General features: G+C 53.1%; 18 protein-coding genes and 2 tRNA genes. 17 read left to right on the forward strand and 3 right to left on the reverse strand.

The annotated features are described in order from the left end of the window. The first annotated feature begins 95 nt into the window (after positions 1-95). From NQ491_RS08060 to NQ491_RS08100, 9 genes are all read left to right on the forward strand, one after another. Entirely contained in the window at positions 96-419 is a 324-nt protein-coding gene (locus NQ491_RS08060) for a hypothetical protein (RefSeq protein WP_019246690.1), read from the forward strand. 423 nt (positions 420-842) lie between these two features. Next, positions 843-1,754, forward strand: coding sequence for a hypothetical protein (locus tag NQ491_RS08065; protein ID WP_187119335.1), 912 nt, complete (start codon positions 843-845; stop codon positions 1,752-1,754). A gap of 153 nt (positions 1,755-1,907) precedes the next feature. Then, on the forward strand, positions 1,908-2,156 hold the full coding sequence (locus NQ491_RS08070; RefSeq protein ID WP_019246688.1) for a type II toxin-antitoxin system ParD family antitoxin: 249 nt from the start codon (positions 1,908-1,910) through the stop codon (positions 2,154-2,156). Then, the gene (locus tag NQ491_RS08075; RefSeq protein ID WP_019246687.1) at positions 2,149-2,448 is read left to right on the forward strand and encodes a type II toxin-antitoxin system RelE/ParE family toxin; all 300 of its coding nucleotides are present in this window, start codon (positions 2,149-2,151) and stop codon (positions 2,446-2,448) included. Before NQ491_RS08070 ends, NQ491_RS08075 begins: the two co-directional genes overlap by 8 nt. A 333-nt stretch (positions 2,449-2,781) precedes the next feature. After that, on the forward strand, positions 2,782-3,066 hold the full coding sequence (locus NQ491_RS08080) for a hypothetical protein (protein ID WP_019246686.1): 285 nt from the start codon (positions 2,782-2,784) through the stop codon (positions 3,064-3,066). Positions 3,067-3,457: 391 nt separating this feature from the next. Beyond that, the gene (locus tag NQ491_RS08085; protein ID WP_019246685.1) at positions 3,458-3,820 is read left to right on the forward strand and encodes a hypothetical protein; all 363 of its coding nucleotides are present in this window, start codon (positions 3,458-3,460) and stop codon (positions 3,818-3,820) included. 2 nt (positions 3,821-3,822) lie between these two features. After that, positions 3,823-6,462 (forward strand): PL29 family lyase N-terminal domain-containing protein, encoded by a 2,640-nt coding sequence (locus NQ491_RS08090; RefSeq protein ID WP_019246684.1) that lies wholly within the window; start codon positions 3,823-3,825, stop codon positions 6,460-6,462. Between the two features lie 881 nt (positions 6,463-7,343). Then, positions 7,344-7,448, forward strand: a tRNA-Lys gene (locus tag NQ491_RS08095). A gap of 176 nt (positions 7,449-7,624) precedes the next feature. Continuing rightward, a complete protein-coding gene (locus NQ491_RS08100; protein WP_051013005.1) occupies positions 7,625-8,257 on the forward strand; it encodes a phage integrase SAM-like domain and Arm DNA-binding domain-containing protein in 633 nt (210 codons plus the stop codon). A gap of 366 nt (positions 8,258-8,623) precedes the next feature. Here the strand turns inward: NQ491_RS08100 and NQ491_RS08105 are convergent. After that, positions 8,624-8,699: transfer RNA gene (locus NQ491_RS08105), tRNA-His, on the reverse strand. Between the two features lie 480 nt (positions 8,700-9,179). After that, positions 9,180-9,743, reverse strand: a complete 564-nt coding sequence (locus NQ491_RS08110) for an NUDIX hydrolase (RefSeq protein ID WP_019246682.1) — start codon at positions 9,741-9,743, stop codon at positions 9,180-9,182. 620 nt (positions 9,744-10,363) lie between these two features. Here NQ491_RS08110 and NQ491_RS08115 point away from each other — a divergent pair. The 6 genes from NQ491_RS08115 to NQ491_RS08140 all read left to right on the forward strand — a co-directional run bounded on the left by NQ491_RS08115 (position 10,364) and on the right by NQ491_RS08140 (position 18,194). After that, the gene (locus NQ491_RS08115) at positions 10,364-12,205 is read left to right on the forward strand and encodes a DEAD/DEAH box helicase (protein ID WP_019246680.1); all 1,842 of its coding nucleotides are present in this window, start codon (positions 10,364-10,366) and stop codon (positions 12,203-12,205) included. 202 nt (positions 12,206-12,407) lie between these two features. After that, complete coding sequence (locus NQ491_RS08120) at positions 12,408-12,677, forward strand: co-chaperone GroES (protein WP_019246679.1); 270 nt, start codon at positions 12,408-12,410, stop codon at positions 12,675-12,677. 63 nt (positions 12,678-12,740) lie between these two features. Further along, entirely contained in the window at positions 12,741-14,375 is a 1,635-nt protein-coding gene (gene groL, locus NQ491_RS08125) for a chaperonin GroEL (protein ID WP_019246678.1), read from the forward strand. A 709-nt stretch (positions 14,376-15,084) separates the two neighbouring features. Beyond that, entirely contained in the window at positions 15,085-15,969 is an 885-nt protein-coding gene (fabD, locus tag NQ491_RS08130) for an ACP S-malonyltransferase (protein WP_019246677.1), read from the forward strand. 435 nt (positions 15,970-16,404) lie between these two features. After that, positions 16,405-17,634, forward strand: a complete 1,230-nt coding sequence (locus NQ491_RS08135) for an ROK family transcriptional regulator (RefSeq protein ID WP_019246676.1) — start codon at positions 16,405-16,407, stop codon at positions 17,632-17,634. A gap of 17 nt (positions 17,635-17,651) precedes the next feature. Beyond that, positions 17,652-18,194, forward strand: coding sequence for a GNAT family N-acetyltransferase (locus NQ491_RS08140; protein ID WP_147524760.1), 543 nt, complete (start codon positions 17,652-17,654; stop codon positions 18,192-18,194). Here NQ491_RS08140 and NQ491_RS08145 read toward each other — a convergent pair. After that, the gene (locus tag NQ491_RS08145) at positions 18,171-18,593 is read right to left on the reverse strand and encodes a type I restriction enzyme HsdR N-terminal domain-containing protein (RefSeq protein WP_232423212.1); all 423 of its coding nucleotides are present in this window, start codon (positions 18,591-18,593) and stop codon (positions 18,171-18,173) included. The genes NQ491_RS08140 and NQ491_RS08145 overlap by 24 nt on opposite strands. Positions 18,594-18,777: 184 nt before the next feature. Here NQ491_RS08145 and NQ491_RS08150 point away from each other — a divergent pair, with 184 nt between their 5' ends. Together NQ491_RS08150 and NQ491_RS08155 are read left to right on the forward strand one after the other, a co-directional pair. After that, complete coding sequence (locus tag NQ491_RS08150; RefSeq protein ID WP_019246673.1) at positions 18,778-21,057, forward strand: NADP-dependent malic enzyme; 2,280 nt, start codon at positions 18,778-18,780, stop codon at positions 21,055-21,057. A 693-nt stretch (positions 21,058-21,750) separates the two neighbouring features. Then, positions 21,751-22,155, forward strand: a complete 405-nt coding sequence (locus NQ491_RS08155; protein ID WP_019246672.1) for a M64 family metallopeptidase — start codon at positions 21,751-21,753, stop codon at positions 22,153-22,155. The last annotated feature ends 134 nt before the right edge of the window (positions 22,156-22,289 follow it).

Below are 22,289 nucleotides of genomic sequence, written 5' to 3' on the forward strand. Positions count from 1 at the left end.
TTAAAAATCAATTCGAAATGGAAAGTAAAATCGTTAAGGCTCCGACAGGAATAGAATACTTAGGAGCCATAGACCCCAAGACAGGTAAACCCTGAATGACAGAGATACCCGCCAACTGCGTATTGTCGAAAGGCATCACGGGTTGCGGGGCAACCACATTAGGCATTGAGCAGAAAGGCCACACCCTGATCGCCATGCCGTTTACAGGCTTGATAGATAACAAAACGGCCCAATATCGCGATACGTTGTTAGGCATATACGGCAGAGGCGGCAAAGAATATGAAATCGAGCAATACTTAAAGAGCCACGATACCGTAAAGATAGCGACCACTTTCGATTCATTGCGGAAAGTTGCCGATACCCTCGCCCGTTACGGTTTCGATGCTTATAAAGACGCTCATTTGCTCGTGGACGAATGACACGTACTGTTCAACGCATACGATTACCGATACGAAGGAGTGCGAAAGCTGTTGGATACCGCCCCGCACTTCGACAGGGTAACGTATATCTCAGCGACTCCCATCGAGCGCAAATATTATCTGGAAGAACTGAAACGCTTACCCGAATATCGGATCGAATGACCTCATGCAAAGCCCGTCAATATCCGTTCTCACAAGGTAGACAAACCGCTCGCTTACATGGCGGGAATATGCAGAAACAGGATTGCAAGCGGCGGAGAATGCAATTATCACATTTTCCTTAACAGCGTGGAGGATATAGCGAGCATAATCCGCACGGCCGAGCTAACCCCAGAGAATACGCGGGTAATCTGTTCCCAAAACGAGGAAACGCTCCGTAAGAATCTCGGCAAGTTGCCCGAGGGTTTCGGAATCTCCAAAGCATTGGACGAACTCAAAACCATCAGCTTCTACACCTCGACCTGTTTCGAGGGGCAGGATATTATCGACCCGAACGGTCGGAGTTTCATTGTGAGCAATGCTCAGAAAGATCATACGCTGCTCGATATTGCGACCACCTTTTTTCAGATATGCGGACGCATCCGCAAATCGAATTACAACGATGAGATCGTATATTTCTATTCCACCACCCGCTATACGGACGTAAGCCTCGAAGAATTTGAACGGGCCACATACAAGACGCTCGCCGAAGCGGAGGAAATAGCACGCTCCTTGAACGGCTTGCCCGACCGCTTCAAAGCCAAATTGATAAGGCAACTTCCCTATATGAACGAGCCCTATATTCAGGTTGCGGGGAACGAATTGAAGATAGACCGAAATATGGCGAATTTCGATATAGTCAACTATAAAGTCGTGAACGGCATCTATTCATCCAAATACAACGTCATTCAGGAGCTGGAGAAAGGCGGTGCGACGGTTACGAACGACGAGGATTATACCGCGCCTCAGAGCATACGGCTACTGTCCCAAAGGAGAGTGAGTTTCGATAAACTGTTCGAAACGTATTGCGCCATTAAGGACGAGCCAGTCGGCTATTCGCTCGTTCCCGATTACAGGCTGGAGATAATCGAGGGCATCAATCCGCTCGTTAAAAATTCCTACGACATACTCGGACGGGACGAGGTGCGGCGAATGAAATATCATCAATCCAATATCAGGCGTGAGATCATCAAGCGTATGAGCAGGGCAAAGGATTATCGGATTGTGGAACTCATCCATGAAACGCTCCCCCTGCAAAAAGCCATACCCGTTGCCAGAATCAAATCGGAATTGCAGGAGATATACGATGAGTTGGGGATACCCCGCAAGGCGAAAGCTACCGACTTAAACAACTGATACGAGACCAAGCCCACGACCAAACGAATCGATGGGAAGAATACGGCCTGTATCATGATCGTGAGGGATAAATTTGTCAGGGTAAGATAAAATAACCGCTCGGAATTTGCATTTATACCAATTATTGGTAACTTTGAGCAAACATCGGGTATTATGAGAAGAAATACATCGGTCTCTCTGGGAAGCTACTTCGAGGCTTTCGTAGAGAACAAGATCACACAGGGACGGTACAAAAACGCCAGCGAGGTGATTCGGGCGGGTTTGCGGTTGTTGGAGGAAGAAGAGCATCGGATCGCCGTATTGAAAAATGCGATTCAGGAGGGTTTGGACAGCGGCGTGGCGGTGGATTTCGATCCGACGGAGCATCTGGCATCCTTAAAGGCGGCACGGAACAATGGCTGAGTATCGTTTTACCCGTAAGGCCGTAGAGGATTTATCGGACATTTGGCATTATACGCTCGAAACATGGTCGCAGAAGCAGGCCGACCGTTATTACCGCATGTTGATCGAATGTTGTCGGAATATTGCGGAGCATCCTTTGGCAGGACGGCATTACGCCGAGATGGCCGAGGGAGTGTACGGATTGCGGGCGGGTAAACACATCGTCTTTTACAGGATCGCCGCTCCGAATGAAATCGAAGTAATCCGAATCTTGCACGGCAGTATGGATTTGAAAACCCGAGTCGGAGAATAGCGGTCTTATAAGAAGAACTCCCATAACATACCGCTCGGACAGACATCGACAGGGGGTCTTAAAACAACCCCCTCGTCTATGTTTGTCCTTCTGAACATATCTTCCATGCGGTAACGTACTCCTGTTTTATCCCCCCTCCCCATATCAAGATGGGAAACCGAGCAGTCGGGCCTTAGACCGATTATCTAACCTGCCGCAAAAATCGGCAGACAGAAGCCTAAGACAGAGAAAAATAGCTATGGTTTGGGTGTCTAACCCGCACGCCATCGAATCGGGAGTCGTTCAAGCAGGGACGGCTCCCTTTTTTGTTTAACAGATTAACATTTAAAGGCTATGCTTACGGAGAGGGAATTGGTAAAATGCCATGTATTACACGAACAAAACGAGATCATCGAGCGCCTGATCGACGCGGGAGCGATTCCCGATGAATCCTTATATGGGGAATGGTGGGAAGTGATGGAATGGTGGCTTGTTACGAGATGGCTGGCCGAACGGTTGAAGGAACAAGGCGAAATCGTGATCGAGCAGTACGGTTGTTATTGGTGGGGCAGGCAATGTTCGGGACAGGCGGTTTATATGGACGGAGTGATAACCGAAATAGCGGAATCGCTGGCTTAAAAATAGAATATCCCAAGCTGAGCATAACATAGTTTGCATTCAATATTGATTTTCAACTGATTTTCTCGGAAATTTGTTACACAATACCCCGATTGAGTGTGAAAAACATTTTCTATCTTTGTGTCGTTGGGCAACCAACGGACATATTTTGATGAAAGTGTTTAGCTTTTATCCTTGAACGGAAATCTGGTAAATTTCAAAACACAAGGATAACGATAACACTCATTGCTTGCATTGTAATATATCGTCCTGATATATACAGCAAGTGTGGGGTATTGTTTATTTGTGTTTGGGCTTACCAGAGCCTCCGTTCAGATAAACTAATTGACTCCACACTTTCTTTTTATTACTAATCCGCCGCAGAGGAGTCGGAGGCATGATGTTATGATTTATGTCACGATTTGATTTAATTCAAAAAGAGTTTGACGAAAACACTTTTTTGAAAGAAAGCAAACAGTTGCTTTTGGACAAAATTCAAGCAGGAGACTATCCTCCTTCGGAACTCACGAAAGAAAAGATTATCGAACTTCTTGCAAAACTGATTATTGAACAAGAGAAGAGCGGGAAACAACCTATATGCGGAGATATAGATACCTATGAACAATCTGATGAACAACAAGATTTCTATTTCAAAATCTTATGGGTTGTTTTAGTAGAGAAGATCGGTTATAAGCAGTTCTTATCCCAGAAAGAAATCAACAGTTTAAAATTACAAATTCGGAGAATATTTTATGCTAATTTTTTAAATAACTAATCATGAAAAAGATTTTTATATTGTTCGTAATCGCAACGATCTTATTCGGTTGTAGCGAGGAATACGACGACAGCGGATTGCGGAACGATCTGAACGATCTCGAAAACCGAGTGGAGAAACTGGAGGAACTGTGCAAGCAGATGAATACGAATATTTCATCATTGCAGTCTATTGTTACGGCCTTACAGAGTAATGATTACATTACATCCGTGTCTCCAGCCGTTGAAAACGGTCGAACTATCGGTTATGTTATTTCTTTCGCCATAAACGATCCTATTACCGTTTATCATGGAAGTAAAGGGACAGATGGCACAACGCCTCAAATCGGAGTTAAACAAGACGGAGGTATCTATTACTGGACATTGAACGGGGAATGGCTGACCGACGATCAGGACAACAGAATCAAAGCGCAGGGAATGGACGGAACTAACGGCAAGTCAGCCTATGATCTGGCCGTCGAAAAGGGATATTCGGGGACATTGGACGAGTGGCTGGCATCCCTTAAAGGCTCTAATGGAAATGATGGAGATGATGGGAAATCAGCTTATGAATTAGCGGTAGAGAAGGGATATAAAGGTACGCTGGAAGAATGGCTTGCATCCTTAAATGGAACGAATGGAGATAACGGAAAGTCGGCTTATGAGTTAGCGGTTGAAAAAGGATATAATGGAACTTTAGATGAGTGGCTGGAATCTCTCAAAGGCTCTAATGGAAATGATGGGAATGACGGAAAATCAGCTTACGAGTTAGCGGTAGAGAAGGGATATACAGGTACATTGGAAGAATGGCTGGAGTCGTTGAAAGGGATTAATGGAATTACGCCGAAACTGAAAATCGAACACGATTATTGGTATGTGTCTTATAACGGGGGAGAGTCTTGGACTTCAGTCGGCAAAGCAGTAGGAGAAAATGGACAAAATGGAGATTCGATGTTTCAGGATGTCGATTATACCTCGAATCCCGATTACGTAATCTTTACGTTGAATAACGGTTATCAAATCAAGTTGCCAACGTGGTCTGCATTTGAAGCCTTGCAGACGTTGTGCAATCAAGTGAATACTAATCTATCATCTTTACAGTCTATTGTAACGGCACTTCAAGATAACGATTATATTACGAGTGTAGACCCGTTGACGGAAGATGGCAAAGTGGTAGGTTATACAATCAAATTCGCAAAAAGTAATCCAATTGTGATCTACAACGGTAAGGATGGAAATAACGGTACCGTACCAGCCATTGGTGTTAAAAAAGATACAGACGGTATTTATTATTGGACATTGGACGGTAAGTGGTTGACAGATGATTCTGATAATAAAATCCAAGCACAAGGAATAGATGGTAATGAAGGAGCAACGGGTGCTACGCCGAAATTGAAGATTGAAAATGGTTATTGGTTTGTGTCTTATAATGACGATGACAGTTGGGTACAATTAGGTAAAGCGACGGGAGAAGACGGGAAAGATGGTGATAACATTTTTAAGAGTGTGACGCAAGATGAGAATAATGTTTATTTCAATCTAACAAATGGCTCGACTATTACGATTCCGAAATCGGGACAAAGCATGGATCCTAATATAATTCAGTTTGAGGATGAAAATGTGAAAAAAATATGTGTTGCGCTTTGGGATACCGATGGAGATCATGAATTATCCATTGAGGAAGCTGCCGCAGTGAAGACAATTCAAACTGTTTTTAAAGACAATACAGATATTCAACTATTTAATGAATTGAAATATTTTACAGGGTTGACTTCGATTGATGGATGGGCTTTTGGGACTTGTACTAATCTATGGAGAATAACGATACCTGTTAATGTTGTATCCATTAATGAAAATGCTTTTAGTGGGTGTAAACAATTAAAACGAGTAATGTTTGAAAAAGGATCAAAATTGAAAACTATCAGTAGATGTTTTTACGCATGTCCCCTAATTGCAATTGAGATACCTGCAAGCGTAGAAAGTATTGAAAATCATGCATTTGATTGGCCTAGTTCAACTTTAACATCTGTTACATTTGAAGAAGGTTCCCGATTGAGAACAATCGGAGAAGATGCATTTTCAGATACCCCATTGACCAGTATTGAGATTCCTGCGAGTGTAGAACGTATTGGGAAAAGGGCATTTGCTAATTCTCAAATAGAATCCATAATCTTTCACAAAGGATCAAAGCTCCAAATAATTGAAGGTACAAAAGCAGGAGAACGTAATCTCGATGGTGTGTTCAGTAATTGCAAGTCATTGAAATCCATAGAAATACCAGCTAATGTCCACACCATCAAATCAGCAGCTTTTAAAGGATGCACAGCGTTGAAAACAGTCACTTTTGAAACGGGATCGAAACTGATAACAATTGAAAGTGGATATGGTGACGGTTCGGGATATTACGGTGCATTTTCTAACTGTGGTCTGGAGATTGTGGATGCTTCTGCTTGTACGGAAATTAGAACGTTGGGGCAATATGCATTTACTCATGGTAATTATTATTATAATTTATTATTGAAAATAGGAACGAAAATTCCACCAATATGTTATGATCGGACATTTCCAGATAAAATAAAAATTCAAGTACCTATTGGATGTGCTGATGTATATCGAAAAGCTGACTATTGGAAAAATGGGACTATTACAGAGTTCAGCGAATAATTTCATATTTTATCATAATTGAACAGGGACAGACTTGTGCAAGGGGGGATCTGTTTAGACCCTCAGCACAAGTTTGTCCTTTTTATTCCGATAACTCGGTGACGTTATTGTACAGCCTGTAAAACTACTTCTCCCGAAAATCCGTCACTCCGAATTTATCGAATTTCATTTGATTTAATCGCTTGATTTTATTATCTTTATGGTGATAACAAGTAATTAACCGACTAAATTTTGTACAAAATGAAAGAGAAAAAGACAACATCCCCCGTCCATTGACAGATCGGAACGTGCGAGGGGTTTAAATTGATGAGAACGAAAATCCATTATTCGGACAAAGAACGGTATGAGGTCTATATGGTAAAACCCGACAGCAGGGAGAAACCGATTTCGTTCCTGTTTATGCTACCCGATTTTGCCGATGCGAGTAAGGATATACGGATCGGATTTGCGAACAAGGGAAAGACCGATCCCCGAATCCGAATCGAATGATCGCTGGATAAGATAGACAATTCGGTCGGATTCAGTATGGATTCGCGACTCGATTCTAAAGGCGGTTTATCGGTCGATCTGTTCTACTGCTTTTTGAGTCACGACCAGATACTACTGAATTTCTGAGTCAAGGACGGAAGTTACTATATTCGGAGATTGCCGTTAGGAGATTTTAAGGAGACGTATTTGAAATTATTAGAATAGGATTTGCCTCGACTTGGTAACAGGTCGGGGCTTTCTTTTTGAGGCGCTTTTTCCTAAGACAAGTAAAAAATAGCCAAAATAACTTAATTGTCTAATCAGCAGATAGTTTTAATGTGATACGTGTTGTACATAGTGTGTTACATAACGGGGAAAGGCGGCTAAATAGCTTGAATAATCTTTACCGCAATGGTTCTATAGCTCAGTTGGTTGCGTCGAAAGGCGAAGCCTTTTGAGGCTTTGGGAGCACGACACTCTTAATGTTGGGGGCGTGGGTTCGAGTCCCACGGGGACCACTTCAAGGCGACTGGTAATCAGGCGATTATCGGTCGCCTTTTTTTGTGCCTATGCCGAAGAATCGGGGATTGTCCTGCCTAAACGGGCATTTTCGGGACTTTTGTTTTACCAAATGTTTTACCACAAACGAGGTGAAACGATCAGGCGTTCGACATTCTGCGAATAGCTTAAAGCAATGAAAATCAATATGCAAGTTATTTGCCGCAAAGATCGTGTCACGAAAGATCGCAGGGCTCCCGTCTTCATCCGTTTTACCAAAAATCGCAAGGTCCGTTATATCAGTACGGGAGTTGCAGTCCGTATTGATGATTGGGATTTTGAAAATCAGTGTATTAGGTCGGATTCGCCTGAAATGCAGTCCATCCAGTTTCAAATCGACAGCAAAGTAGAGGATTACCGTCGCAGGATGAGGCGTCTCGAAGCGTTGGAAGTAGAAGTTACGCTGGATAATCTGCTCGAAACGAACGGACGTAAATTCAATTGTACGGTAGGTGAATATCTTCGACAAACGATCCGACGGCTTAAGGAGTCAGGCAAATATGGTTCCGTCTCCAAACATCAGTCTCTGTTGACCAGATTGTCGCAGTTTCGTTCGCCGAATATCCGTTTTGAAGAGATCGAGTTCGCTTATTTGCAGGATTTCGAATTTTTCTTGCGTAAAGCAGGGAATACGGACAATAGCATTGCAACAAAATTCAGCGTGTTTCACGCCGATTTACAACAAGGCGCTGGCGGAAGAACTCTTTGCGCCGAAAGTCAATCCGTTCGTAAAGTTCAAAACAGGTCGGCTTTGGACGGCTACTCGTAAAAGGGCCATTACCAAAGAGGAACTGCGACGGATCACAGGCTACTCCGGGTTGTTCGAATCGGCATCGTCTCTTTACTGTGGGAATCCTATCGGGAAATGTAGCCCGAGAGTAACCCGATAGCCTATCTCCTGCGTGTGCCGCAAAGCGGGTAAAAGCAGCCGCCGGTCAATGCCTGTCGCTTCTGCGATTGTTGCCGAGCGCTGAGCCCGGCTTTTTCTGTTCGCGGCCGAGAGGCTGCGGATAAGGTCGCGCGAGACTGCTTTTCATTGCTTTTTCCCTCAGCGGCCTAAAAAGAAAAAATCCTCACATATCATTGATACATAAGGAACTTTCTCTCTTTTGCGGCCTCTTTGTCGAGGCCTCAAGGGTGGAAGATGGGGCTCGAACCCACGACTTTCGGAACCACAATCCGACGCTCTAACCAACTGAGCTACATCCACCGTATGGAGTTTGCGTCTTTTCAGACAGCGTGCAAATTTAATACACTTTTTGTTTAATGCAAAATTTTCGGCGGCTTCGGCTGAAAAAAGACCGTACATGGGAGAAACGGTAACGGACTGACGACGGCGAGCAGGCTGCGGCCCGTTCTTGAGCCGAAAGGACGTTTCGTTCCCGGGAGCTTGGCCGGGAACGGTCCGGATCACCGCCTTTTTCAGAAGGACTTGCGGGGCATTCGGCCGATACATCGGAGTGGAGCCGCGCAGAAAGAAAAAAGCGCGGCTAACAAACGCATGGCTCAATCGCCGCAAAAGCGATTAGCCTCATCTCGATATTCCTTGCCGGAAGGTTTGTCCGTGTGCAGGACCGGTTTTGCAGAAATACCGGTTGCGGCGAGCCGTCCGTTTCTTGCCGGTCGGTATCGGTCATCGTGCCGCCCGTCCCTGTCGTCGGCATGACGGAATCTATGTCTCTGACCGGCCTTTACAGCAGGCGATTCTCGGCGAAGTAGCGCCATAGGGGCGCGGCGTGAAGCGCTTGCTTGATCCGGTCGCCGAGCAGCAGGTCGCGCACCTGTTCCGGCGTCAGCAGATGAACCGTCAGGTCCTCCGTCGATTCGAGGTGCTGTTCCGAAATCCGCTCGACGTCCGTCGCTACGAAACAGTGCGTCAGGTTTGTCTGCGTCGACGGATTGGCCGACACGACCATCAGCTCGCTCCATTGTCCTCCGCCGAATCCTGTCTCCTCCAGCAGTTCCCGGCGGGCCGCCGCCTCGGGCGTCGCGTCTTGAGGATCGCGCACGCCGGCGCACAGCTCGAAGCAAGTCCGGTCGAGCCCCCGCCGGTACTGACGCACGAAAACGAATTCTCCCGTGCATGTGCGGGCGATCGTATTGACCCAATCGGGGTATTCCAACACGTAATATTCGGGAATCTCGCTTCCTCCGGGCAGGCCGATCCGCTCGCGTCGCACCGTCAGCCATGGGCGTCGGAACAGGTACTCGCTTCGGAGCACCTTCCATTTTCGTTCTTCCTTGTCGTTTTCCATATGTTCGGTCATTGATGTTGTCCGGACGGGGAGAGCGTCCTCTTCCATCGTTCCCGCTCGCCCGGACGTCCGCAGGAAAGAGCCCTGTCGTGGTCATAGCCCGGAAAGCTCCTGTACGAACCGTGCGCCCGGCGAGCCATTCGGGAACAAGAATAATCAAAAATAGCGGTTCGTCCAAACGGTCGGCATGCTGCTCGGCCGGTTCCGTCTTCGTCTGTCCGATCGCGTGAGGGTTTCGGTCGGACGCACGACATGGGAAAATTCCGGTAAAGAAACCCTGTCCCGTTTGTCTGACGGGAGACAGGAAGCATCGGGCGCGGCTTCTCCGTATTGTTAGCCGGAGCGGTTTCCGACGCGCCGATTCCGATCGGTCCGGGTTTCCTGAAAAATGACGCGCCGGGCCTCGGCAATCGCTCTGCGGAGCATATTCCCGGACCGTGTCCGGCACAGCTCGCCGGAGGGGAAGCCGAAAAACGGGCGGCCGGCACGTTATTCTATTTATTTGGCGTATATTTGCACCGATTTATGATTTGTCACTTGTATCGGGCAATTCGCCGTTCCGGCGCCGAAGACCTCGGCTTTTACACGTCGGTCATATTCGAACACCAATCCATTCACACATGACTCAAACAGAAGAATTCAGCGCCCTCGGGCTGACCGACCGGACGCTCGAGGCGATTCGCTCGAAAGGCTTCGAGACCCCGTCGCCCATACAGAGGCTGACGATTCCCGCGCTGCTCGACACCGAAAAGACGAACGACATCATCGCGCAGGCCCAGACCGGGACCGGCAAGACCGCCGCGTTCGGCCTGCCGATTCTCGAACGGCTCCGTCCGCTCAAGGGCGCGACTCAGGCCCTGATCCTGGTTCCTACGCGCGAGCTGGCGCTGCAAGTGACCGAAGAACTGCTGTCGCTGAACGGCCGCAGCAAGCTGTCGATCTCGGCCATCTACGGCGGCGCTTCGATGAGCGAGCAGCTCCGCAGACTGTCCAAGGGCGTCGACGTGGTCGTCGGAACGCCGGGCCGGATACTCGACCACTTGCACCGGGGAACGCTTGACATCCGGGAACTCCAGTACCTGATCCTCGACGAGGCCGACGAAATGCTGAACATGGGCTTCATCGAGGATATCGAGGAAATCCTCTCCCATGCGAACGACCGGCGACGCATTCTGCTCTTTTCGGCCACGATGCCCGAACGGATCATCTCGCTGTCGAAAAAGTACATGCGCGACAGCGAACTGCTCCGGGTTCCCTCGCAGGAGATGACGACCGAGCTGACCGACCAGATTTATTTCGAAGTGCGCGACAGCGACAAGTTCGACGCGCTGACGCGCATCATCGACACGGAACCCGAGTTTTACGGCATCGTTTTCAGCCGCACCAAGGTGGGCGTCGACGAGCTGGTGAACCGGTTGACCGAAAGAGGGTACGCGGCCGAGGGGCTGCACGGCGACGTTTCGCAGGGACAGAGGGAGAAAATCCTCCGCAAGTTCAAGAAAAAGCTGGCCAATATTCTGGTGGCTACCGACGTGGCGGCGCGCGGGATCGACATCAACAACCTGACCCACGTAATCAACTACTCGTTGCCGCAGGACACCGAGTCGTACGTCCATCGGATCGGCCGGACCGGCCGCGCGGGCAATACGGGAACCGCGGTCACGTTCATTTCGCCCGCCGAATTCCGCCAGTTCGGCTACCTCAGGCGCGACATCAAGGCGCAGATCAAAAAGGAGAGCCTGCCCTCCGCTCAGGACGTGATCGAGATCAAGAAGACGAGGATCAAGGACGATCTGGCGGAAATCATCGAGAACGGATCGTACGAAAAGTACCGGGAAATGGCCGCCGAGATGCTTTCCGGTCTTGCGCCCGAAGTCGCGCTGGCTTCGCTGCTGCAACTGGCTTTCGATAACGAGCTCGACGAGAGCCGCTATCCCGAGATCCGCTCGATCAACGTCGACCGGAAGGGCACCGCCCGGCTGTTTCTGGCGGTCGGCAGGGCGGACGGATACGATGCCCGCAAGCTGGCCGAGCTTCTGCGGCGCGAGTGCGGGCTGCCCGACGGCAAGATCGGCGATCTGCGGGTGCTGGAGAGCTATTCGTTCGTATCGGTTCCGTTCTCGGAGGCCCGCGAGGCGATCCGCAGGCTGAACGACATTCACCGGGGCGGACGGCCGATCGCCCGGTTGGCCAAGGAAAGCGCGCCGCAGAAAGATTTTCGGCACGATCGGCCTGCCGGAAACAAAGGCGCGGGCCGGAATACGGGCGGCCGCCGCGAAGTCCGTCCTGCCGGGAAAACGGAACGGACAGCCTCTCGTGGCAGGAAAGAGCCGTCCGTCGAGTCTATCGAATGGGACGCGATCAGCTGGGGCACGGGCGCCGTCGCCAAAAAAGGAAGCGGCTGGGGCGGCAAGAGCGGGTTCGATCGGCGAGCGATCTCGAAGAAGCGAACGAAGCGCTGATAGCCGGCCCGTGCGCGCGCCGAGTGACAAACTGGCACGGGAACTGACATGAAATCGCCTTATTTGTCAGTTTTTTCAGCCGAAAGTGTGACAAATTTCCTTTGGCATATTATATGCAGATTTTCCCGCCGTGCCCGGCGGAAGGCCGGGGATGCGCGAAACAAGCGAACCAAATATCAATCACTTAAAAACGTATAAAGCTATGAACGTTAAACCGTTAGCAGACAGAGTTCTGATCGAGCCCAATCCGGCCGAAGAGAAGACGGCCGGAGGATTGTTCATCCCCGATACGGCCAAGGAGAAACCGCTGGCCGGCAAGGTGATCGCCGCAGGCCCCGGTACGAACGACGTGAAAATGGAAGTCAAGGTGGGCGACCAAGTACTGTACGGCAAGTACGCCGGCACGGAGATCACGATCGACGGCAAGGACTACCTGATCATGAAGCAGGGCGATATCCTCGCCATTATCTAATGGGCCCGGGAGTCAATCCCCCGACTATCGAACCGAACGTCTAATTCTTAAACGAAAACAATCATGGCAAAAGAGATTAAATACAATACCGAAGCCCGCGAGTTGCTCAAGGAAGGCGTCGACGCGCTGGCTAACGCAGTGAAGGTCACCCTCGGCCCGAAAGGCCGCAACGTCGTTATCGACAAGAAGTTCGGTGCGCCGCAAGTGACCAAGGACGGTGTAACCGTAGCCAAGGAGATCGAGCTGGAAGACCCGATCGCCAATATGGGCGCCCAGATGGTCAAGGAAGTGGCCTCGAAGACGGCCGACGACGCCGGAGACGGTACGACGACCGCTACGGTGCTGGCACAGGCTATCGTGGGCGTAGGCGTTAAGAACGTGACTGCCGGCGCAAACCCGATGGACCTGAAGCGCGGCATCGACAAGGCCGTAGCCGTCGTCGTGGAGAATCTGCGTAAGCAGAGTCAGGAAGTCGGCGGCGACATCAACAAGATCGAGCAGGTCGGCACGATCTCGGCCAACAACGACAACGCGATCGGCAAACTGATCGCCGAGGCGATGGGCAAAGTCAACAAGGAAGGCGTCATCACCGTCGAGGAGGCTAAGGGAACGGAGACGCATGTGGACGTGGTCGAGGGCATGCAGTTCGACCGGGGATACATATCGCCCTACTTCATGACCGATTCCGAGAAAATGGAGGCCGTCATGGAGAAGCCGTTGATCCTGATCACGGACAAGAAGGTTTCGACGATGAAAGAAATCATGGGCGTGTTGGAACCCGCCGCACAGAACGGGCGCGCGTTGGTGATCATCGCCGAGGATGTCGACGGAGAGGCGCTGGCCGCTCTGGTCGTGAACAAGCTGCGCGGCACGCTGAAGATCGCGGCCGTCAAGGCTCCGGGCTTCGGCGACCGCCGCAAGGAGATGCTCGAGGATATCGCCATTCTGACGGGCGGTACGGTTATCTCGGAAGAGAAGGGTATCCGTCTGGATCAGGCTACGCTCGACATGCTGGGCTCGGCCGAGAAGGTGATCGTCAACAAGGAAAACACGACCATCGTGAACGGCACGGGCGACAAGAAAGCCATTGCCGACCGCGTCGCTCAGATCCGCAAGCAGATGGAAATCTCGACGTCGGACTATGACAAGGAGAAGCTGGCCGAGCGTCTGGCCAAGCTCGCGGGCGGCGTAGCCGTGCTGTACGTCGGCGCAGCCAGCGAGGTGGAGATGAAAGAGAAGAAAGACCGCGTGGACGACGCGCTGGCCGCAACGCGCGCTGCCGTTGAGGAAGGTATCATCCCGGGCGGCGGCGTAGCCTACATCCGTGCCGTGGAGGCCCTCGAAAAGCTCAAAGGCGAAAACGAGGATGAGACGACCGGCATTCAGATCGTCAAGCGCGCGATCGAGGAGCCGTTGCGCCAGATCGTATCGAACGCCGGCGGCGAGGGCTCGGTCGTAGTGGCCAATGTCAAGAACGGCAAGGGCGCTTACGGCTATAACGCTCGCGCGGACAAGTACGAGGATATGTTCAAGGCCGGTATCATCGACCCGACGAAGGTGGCCCGCGTGGCGCTGGAGAATGCCGCCTCGATCGCCGCGATGTTCCTGACCACCGAGTGCGTGCTGGTCAACAAGAAGGAAGCCGAGGCTCCTGCAGCCATGCCGCAGGGCATGGGCGGAATGGGCGGCATGATGTAGTTCGCCCGGAACGAAACGGTGTTTTTTAAAAAGCGCGGCCGGAAACGGCCGCGCTTTTTTTTGTGCCGTGTCTTCTGTCGGGGGCCGGACGTCGGACCGACGCGTGGCATGGTCGGCTGGCGTTACGTTTTGCCGGTGACCCGGTCGTTCGCTGCTTTTGTACTTTCGGTTATACGTCTTACTGTGCCGGACCTCGGGTTTTTGATACTTTCGGTTTTCCTGCATGAAATCCTTCCGGCTTGAGGTAAGAGTCTGATCAGATATTATGACTGCAAGCCGAGACCGGGGGATATAAGAACTCCGGTCGCGAACGTGCTCGGTACGTGGGAGTATGGAACCGCTTTCGAACTCATGGGGCTCGGTTATAATATGTGGTAAAAGCCCGGAAGTATTCCTTCCCGCACTTCCTGCCTGACCGTTTGCATCGGATAGCGAAGACGGATTTTGCTCGGCAGTTGTCGGACCGGTATTTCGACGGTTGATTCTCGGCAGGCGTCGCCTCTGAAACGGGACCGATCTCCGTGGCGGCGCTTCTTCGGTCGGCCGCAGAGAAAGGCATCGCTTCCTTTCGATCTCCGATTGCTCGACGCTCCGGCTCTCTTTACACCCGCAAGCCGTAAACGCGGCCGGATCGTCCGACGGAATCGCCTTGCGGCTGTTTCGATAAAAATGGTTACCTTTGGGGCCGTAAACCAAACTGCAAGAAACTATGCACGCATTCGTATTCCCGGGTCAGGGCGCCCAGTTCGTCGGAATGGGCAAGGACCTTTACGACAACGTTCCGCTGGCCAAGGAGCTGTTCGATCGGGCCAACGAAATCTTGGGGTTTCCGATCACGGATATCATGTTCGCCGGTACGGACGAGCAACTCAAGCAGACGAAAGTGACCCAGCCGGCCATTTTCCTGCATTCGGTCATTCTGGCCCGCTCGCTCGGCGACGCGTTCAAGCCCGACATGGCCGCCGGTCACTCGCTGGGCGAGTTCAGCGCGCTGGTAGCCGCCGGAGCGCTCGGCTTCGAGGACGGGCTGAAGCTCGTGTCGAAACGCGCTATGGCGATGCAGAAAGCCTGCGAGCAGAATCCCTCGACGATGGCCGCGATCATCGCGCTGCCGGACGAAAAGGTCGAGGAGATCTGCGCGTCGGTCGACGGCGTGGTCGTTCCGGCCAATTACAACTGCCCGGGCCAGCTCGTCATTTCGGGCACGAACGAGGCGATCGACGAGGCCTGTGCCAAGCTGACCGCTGCGGGAGCCAAGCGGGCGCTGAAACTGAACGTCGGCGGCGCATTTCACTCTCCGCTGATGGAGCCGGCCCGCGTCGAACTGGAAGCCGCCATCGCGGCCGCGCCTTTCGCGAAGCCGGTTTGTCCCGTATACCAGAACGTGGATGCGAAGCCCCACACCGATCCGGCCGAGATCCGCGCGAACCTGATCGCCCAACTGACCTCGCCGGTACGTTGGACGCAGATCGTTCAGAACATGCTTGCCGACGGAGCCACGTCGTTCACCGAACTCGGTCCGGGCAGCGTGCTGCAAGGGCTGATCAAGAAAGTGGACCGCTCGGCCGTTTGCGAGTCGAAGCAGTCGCTGTAATTCCTGATCGTTGATTGACAGGCGGTTCCCTTTGCAGGGACCGCTTTTTTTATGGCGTTCCGGAGCCGTGGAGTGAATTAAATTGCAAATATTTATCAATATTCTTAATAAATCTGAAAATTTTTTAGTTATTTGCACGTTATAAAGATCGAGCGGAGAGGAAGACGCCGCGGGCCCGCGTATCGGCTTAGGCAACCGATTCATGCGGAAGGACGGATTCGGAGACGGGAGCGCGCCTTTGCAGGGCGCGTATTGCGGGTGTCGTCGGGCTTTTTTTGCGAAGATCGGAGATAGTTAAATAATTTCGTTTTCGGGAGGGGGAACGATTGAAAAAATGTAGTATCTTTATCATCATGCCGCAAGAAAACCTTGCGTTTCTTCGCGTGCGCCAAAAACGGACACAAATTGGCTTCATACAAAAAACATCACTCACCCATGATTTCATTACAGGAATTTTTCAACAGGCCCGAGCATGCTCAGGCTAAAGGCATTGTTCAGAAGAACAACATCATCAAGCGTAATATTATCGCTCATATGGCCATCGCCGGCGATTCGACGCTCGCCGATCTGGCCAAGAAGCTGCACATCAGCATTCCGACGGTCACCAAGCTGGTCGAGGAGCTGCTCGCCGAGAACATCATCGCCGACCGGGGCAAGATCGAGACCAGCGGCGGTCGCCGGCCCAACGTCTACGGCCTGACCAACTCGGCGATCTATTTCGCGGGAATCGAGGTCAGCCGCGACCAGATCGTGCTGGTCATAACGGACCTTCAGAACAATATCATCCAGTCGGAACGCAAGAGCGATTTCGCGCTCGACGATACGGACGAGTGCCTCGAAACCATTTGCTCGACGATCGAGAATTTCCTCGCCGGCAGCGGCATCGACCGCACCAAGCTGCTGGGTATCGGCGTTTGCATGGCCGGCCGCGTCAATCCGAAAACGGGGCGAAGCTACAAATATTTCACTCATAAGGAACAGTCGCTGAGCGAAATCATGGAAAAACGCTTCGGACACCGCGTGCTGATCGAGAACGATACCCGCGCGCGCTGCTACGGAGAGTACGTCAAGGGATGCACCGGTCAGGAAAAGAACATCATTTACCTGAACCTGGGCCGAGGCGTGGCCATCGGCATCATCATCGACGGCAAACTCTACTACGGCCGCTCGGGATTTGCCGGAGAGTTCGGCCATACGCCCTATTTCGATAACGAGATCATCTGCGACTGCGGCAAGAAAGGCTGTCTCGAGACGGAAGTGTCGGGCATCGCGATCGAGAACAAGATGATGAACCAGATCCGCAACGGACGCACGACGATTCTGATGGATAAGTTCCAGAAACAGCACAAGATTCATATCAACGACATCATCGGCGCCGCGAGAAACGACGATACGCTGTCGATCGAGCTGATCGAGGAGGCCGGCGAGAAGATCGGCAAGAGCATCGCTTTTCTGATCAACATCTTCAATCCGGAGCAGGTCATCATCGGAGGCAGTCTGGCCAATGCGGGCGACTATCTGATGCTGCCGCTCAAGTCGGCGGTCAACAAGTATTCGTTGCGGCTCGTGTATAACGACACGTTGTTCCGCGCGACGACGCTCGACGACAGCATCGGCTCGCTGGGCGCCGCGATGCTGATCCGCAACCAGATCATATCACTTTAAACTCGGAGATCCGCGCTATGACCAACCCGATGGAAAACGAGCTGATCCGGCTCCGCGCGCTGGAACCCGACGACGTGCAGGTTCTCTACAAATGGGAGAACGATACGGAAGTCTGGAAGGTCAGCAATACGATCGTCCCGTTCTCGAAATACATGCTGTTGCAGTTCATTGCGAACCAGCAGCGCGACATTTTCGAGACGCGACAGCTGCGCCTGATCATCGAATCGAAGCAGAGCGGGAAGCCCGTCGGCGCGATCGACCTGTTCGACCTCGATCCGTACAACTGCCGCGCGGGAGTCGGAATCCTGATCTATGACAAGCGCGATCAAGGGCAGGGATACGCTTCCCAAGCGCTGTCGTCCCTGATCCGGTACGGCTTTCAGGTGCTGGGACTCAATCAGCTCTACTGCGATATTCCTTCGCATAACATCCGCAGTTTGGCGCTGTTCAAAAGCAAGGGATTCACGGTCGTCGGACTGAAAAAGGAATGGACGAGAACCACGTCGGACTGGCAGGACGAGTATATGCTCCAACTGCTAAATCCCCAAAAATGGGGATAAATCGGGCAGGCCTTCCACGACCGCATAGCGTCCGGTAGAACGATCGAGGCTGCTGCAGCAATGCAGCAGCCCGTTCGTTATCAGCACATAGGGGGCCGCCACGACGCTGTTGTACCGCACGGCCTGAGCGAACACTTCGCGACCGAGCGGCACGTCCGGCGCCTTGCATTCGGCCAGCAGGCACGGCCGGCCGTCGCGGCCCGTCACGACCACGTCGGCGCGCTGGGCCGTGCCCGACAATGCGACGGGATACTCCTGCGAGACATTTCCGGGCGGCACGCCGCCCCGCTCGACCAGCAAGCGGATCAGATGCTGCCGGACCCACTCCTCGGGCGTCAGCACGAGCCATCGGCGACGAACGGCGTCCCATATCTTGGGCGGATTTTCCGTTAGCCGCATCCGGAATACGAATCGGGGGAAATTAAGTTGCGTCAGCGCGCTCATCTATTCCAAAAAATTCCTATCTTGTCTCAAATTTTCGCTTCCGGACAAAGGACTTCTAATGCACTCTTTTTCTGCCGGAAAGCAAAGATAAGCAAGTTTCGTGGAGAAGCAAAATATCATAACGAATCATAAAGAACAGATGGGAAACAACGCGAAAAGCAAGAAAGAAGAGGCCCTTCTCTACCATTCGGAAGGGCGGCCGGGCAAGATCGAGGTCGTCCCGACCAAACCGTACAGCACCCAGAAGGACCTTTCGCTGGCCTACTCTCCGGGCGTGGCCGAGCCTTGTCTCGCCATACAGGAGAATCCCGACGACGCCTACAAGTATACGGCCAAGGGCAACCTGGTGGCAGTCATTTCGAACGGTACGGCCGTGCTCGGACTGGGCGACATAGGGGCGATGGCCGGCAAACCGGTTATGGAAGGCAAAGGACTTTTGTTCAAAACGTTCGCCGACATCGACGTATTCGACATCGAGGTAAATACGAAAAATACGGAGCAGTTCATCGAGACGGTCAAAAATATTTCGGTCACCTTCGGCGGCATCAACCTCGAGGACATCAAGGCTCCCGAATGTTTCGAGATCGAGGAGCGCCTGAAAGAGGAGCTCCCGATCCCGGTCATGCACGACGACCAGCACGGCACGGCGATCATCTCGTCCGCCGCGCTGCTCAATGCGCTCGAGATCACCGGTAAGAAGATCGACCGCGTACAGGTGGTCGTCAACGGGGCCGGAGCGGCCGCCGTCTCGTGCGCCAAGCTTTATATGGCGCTGGGCGTCCGCCCCGAAAATCTGGTCATGTGCGACAGCAAGGGCGTCATTACGACCCGCCGGACGAACCTCAGCGCCGCCAAGGCGCAATTCGCGACCGACCGCGACATTGCCACGCTGGCCGAAGCGCTCCGGGGCGCCGACGTATTCCTCGGCCTGTCGGTAGCCGACGTGCTGACGCAGGAAATGGTGCGCAGCATGGCCGCCGATCCGGTCGTGTTCGCGCTGGCGAATCCCAATCCCGAAATCTCGTACGACAACGCGATGGCTGCCCGCGAGGACATCATTTTCGCAACGGGCCGTTCCGACTATCCGAACCAGGTCAACAACGTGCTCGGATTCCCCTATATCTTCCGGGGGGCTTTGGACGTGCGGGCGACGAAGATCAACGAGGAGATGAAAATCGCCGCCGTGCTCGCGCTCGCCAAGCTGGCCAAAGAACCCGTTCCCGACATCGTGGCCGCCGCATACAACGACAACGACATCACTTTCGGTCGCGAGTACCTGATTCCCAAGGCGCTCGATCCGAGGCTGATCTCCTGTATCTCGGCCGCCGTCGCGAAAGCGGCCATCGAGTCGGGAGTCGCCCGCAAGGAGATCACCGACTGGAAAGCCTACATGGCCGAGCTCGAGAGCCGCATGGGCCGGGACGACAAGCTGATGCGGGCCATCCGCTCGAAAGTGGTGACGGCCGCGCCGCGCCGCATCGCCTTCAGCGAGGGAGAGCGTCTGTCGACGATCAAGGCCGCCGTACATTTGGCCAACGAGAACATCGCCATGCCGCTGCTTGTGGGCAGCCGGTCCAAGATCAACGCGCTGCTCCGCGAGAATCATCTGACGCTCGATCCCCGCTGCATCGTCGATTTCCAGAGCGACGAGCAGGAGGCGCGCCGTAACCGCTATGCGACGCTTCTCTACAACAAGGTCAGCCGCAAGGGAGTCCGCATGAGCGAGGCGATCGAGTACATGATGCAGCGCGACTGGTTCACGCTGATGATGGTCGACGCCGGCGATGCCGATACGTCGATTCTCGGTTATACGCATCGCTATACCGATGCGCTGAAGCCTGTCCGACAGATTTTCACGACGAACAGCAACACGACGCTGGCTACGATGGAAATCGTGACGACCAAGCGCGGACCGATGTTCTTCGCCGACACGGCAGTCAATCCGAGTCCTACGGTCGAGGATCTGGTCAACACGGCGCTGATGGCCGCGCAGACCGTACGCAACTTCGGTATCGAACCGGTGATCGGGATGCTCTCGCACTCCAATTTCGGAACGGATACCGAGCCGCTGGCCGTCAAGATCGCCAAGGCGGTCGAAATCCTGCATTTCCAGTATCCCGACCTGCTCGTCGACGGCGAGATGAAAGCCGACATCGCGCTCAACAAGCAGGCCCGCAACGAGTTCTATCCGTTCAACAAGCTGGGCGACCGCGAAATCAACGTGCTGATTTTCCCGAACCTGTCGTCGGCCAACATTTCGTACAAGATGATGGAGATTCTCGGCGGGGCCGAGATCAACGGCCCGATCCTGATGGGACTCAACCGCTCGTGCGTTCACCTGATTCCGGAAGTGGCCTCGACGCGCGCGATCCGCAACCTGAGCGTGATCGCCGCGGCCGAAACGATTCCGTCGAAATAGAGGAACGGCGCCGCTTCCGGCCGGTAACGGGAAACGGGTTTCCGGGGAAATTAGGACAAGTTCGGCCGCAAACGGCGAGGACCCGTCATACGGACGGGTCCTCGCTGTCTGTTCGGTATGTCCGTTGCTAATTCGGGAGCCTCGTCCGTAAAGGGGCGGAATATTGCGGAATTTCGGGGAAGAAGCGGGCCGCTTGCCCGGGCTGCCGCGAGGAGGCGGCGACATCCGGTTTCGGTTCCGTCCCGGTCTCGTCTCGGCGCGCCGGACTTCTTCGGGAGGCCGGACAGGGGGGCGAGTCGTTATGGACCGGGCAATTCTTCTCCGTTCGGTGCGACGTATGGCGCTATTACCGGCCGCCGGCGCCATTTTTTCCTGTTCGGGGTGCGGCCCGGTACGGCCGGGACTTCGCCGGTCGATTGGAAACGGGGCACGCACGAAGGGACCGGGCAAGTTCGATCTGTTCCGCTTGAATAATATTCCGTCCGGTCGGAAAAACGGAACCGGTCGTCGGGACGAGACTCGGTTTTGAAAGTCCCGATCAGGCTACGGCGCAAAAAGTGAAGGCGGAAGGATCGTTGCCGAGGACAGCGACGGAGTATGCGGAGACCGGGCCGATCCTTTCGAGGCGTCGTGCGGATGGAACCGGCACGTTTTGCAAAATGCGCCGGACTTGTGTCCGCCTCGGTTGGTCGTATGATTTGCATATTCGGGCAATGGGAGAGCCTCGGTCGCAACGCCGGCGCCAACGCCGACCTGACCGACGATCCCGCGCGGATCAAATGGAGAGAGTTCTACGAGCTGCCCCAGTACGGCATGGTCGGAGCGTTCGAGGGAGCCTACATGTACGCCCGAGGCATCTGGCGTCCCGAGACGAACAGTTGCATGAACAACAACGTCTCGTATTTCAATGCGCCGAACCGAAAGAAAATCGTCGAGCGCATCATGGAACTGAGCGGCCGATCGTTCGACATGAACGACTTCCTCGCCAAGGATGCGGTCAACCTGTCGACCTCGGCCCGAAGCCGACACGAGCCCCGGCAGCCGAGCAGTTCGTGTCTTTCGTCCCGACTGCATTTATCGGGGGGGATTCCTCCGTAGCTGCCTGACGATCGGAGCATGTTGCCGGGGGAAGTGCCTTTTTTCGGATATTTTACGGACTGCTGGCGTCCTGTCGGGCCGATCCCTTGGGCGCAGCCGGTGGAGACGGACGATGCGCGGGCGTAAATTCGGCC

Origin of the sequence: Alistipes ihumii AP11 (assembly GCF_025144665.1) — a bacterium.
GTDB lineage: Bacteria > Bacteroidota > Bacteroidia > Bacteroidales > Rikenellaceae > Alistipes_A > Alistipes_A ihumii.